Origin of the sequence: Microbacterium sp. K41, from assembly GCF_004794395.1 — a bacterium.
Taxonomy (GTDB): Bacteria; Actinomycetota; Actinomycetes; order Actinomycetales; family Microbacteriaceae; genus Microbacterium; species Microbacterium sufflavum.
The window spans coordinates 1-789 of sequence record NZ_SSDO01000298.1 but is presented as its reverse complement, the minus strand read 5'-3'; the positions used below and the strand labels follow the sequence as shown (position 1 = coordinate 789).

At 72.1% G+C, this 789-nt stretch carries 2 protein-coding genes; both read right to left on the bottom strand.

The genetic code is table 11. The features are described from left to right. Window positions 1–178: 178 nt before the first annotated feature. Entirely contained in the window at window positions 179–652 is a 474-nt protein-coding gene (gene ruvX, locus DW309_RS08655; RefSeq protein WP_136045142.1) for a Holliday junction resolvase RuvX, read from the bottom strand. Beyond that, the coding region (locus tag DW309_RS08650; protein WP_136045141.1) for a DHHA1 domain-containing protein at window positions 649–789 on the bottom strand (141 nt) is incomplete at its 5' end. The genes ruvX and DW309_RS08650, both read right to left, overlap by 4 nt.

Below are 789 nucleotides of genomic sequence, written 5' to 3'. Positions count from 1 at the left end.
TGCTGTTGACGAGCGGCTCGCCGCGCGGCCTCACGAGCGGCGCGGCGCGAGCCTGGCACCGGGCCGCTCGTGTCGGCCGTCGGGACCTGCGGTGCCGGAGCCGGCAGGTTCTCGAAGAGGTCGCCCAAGCGTGCATCGGTGTCGTGCGGTGGCGAAGCGCTATCGCGTTCGGACATGATCAGGCGGGCTCCTCATCGACGGGGACCGGTGCACCGGCCGGGTTTCCGGTGCTCTTCTCCGTGTCGATCGCCTGCTGCAGCAGAACCACCGCGGCGACCTGATCCACAATGCTACGAGAGTTCTTCTGGGAACGCCCGGAACTCCGCAATGCCGCGTGTGCGGACACCGTGCTCAGACGCTCGTCGATGAGCCGCACCGGCACACCGCTCTCGCGCTGCAACACCGCTGCGAACTCGCGCGCATCCGTGGTGGACGGGGTGTCCGCTCCCTGCAGATTCACCGGCAGCCCGACCACGAACTCCAGCGGTTCGTACTCCGCGGCGATCGCCACGAGTCGCGTGATCGCCGCGTCGTCGCGCGGCACGGTCTCGACCGGGACGGCCAGCATGCCGTCCGGATCGCACCGTGCCACGCCCACCCTGGCGCGTCCCACGTCGACGCCGAGCCGCACTCCGCGACGGAAGCCGGTCACGCTCCGCGGAGCTCCTGTGCGATGGCCTCCAGCGCTGCCGGAAGTGCCGCGCCGTCGGTGCCGCCGCCCTGGGCGAGGTCGTCGCGTCCGCCGCCGCCACCGCCGAGCACGCCGGCTGCGGACGCGACGGCCTCGCC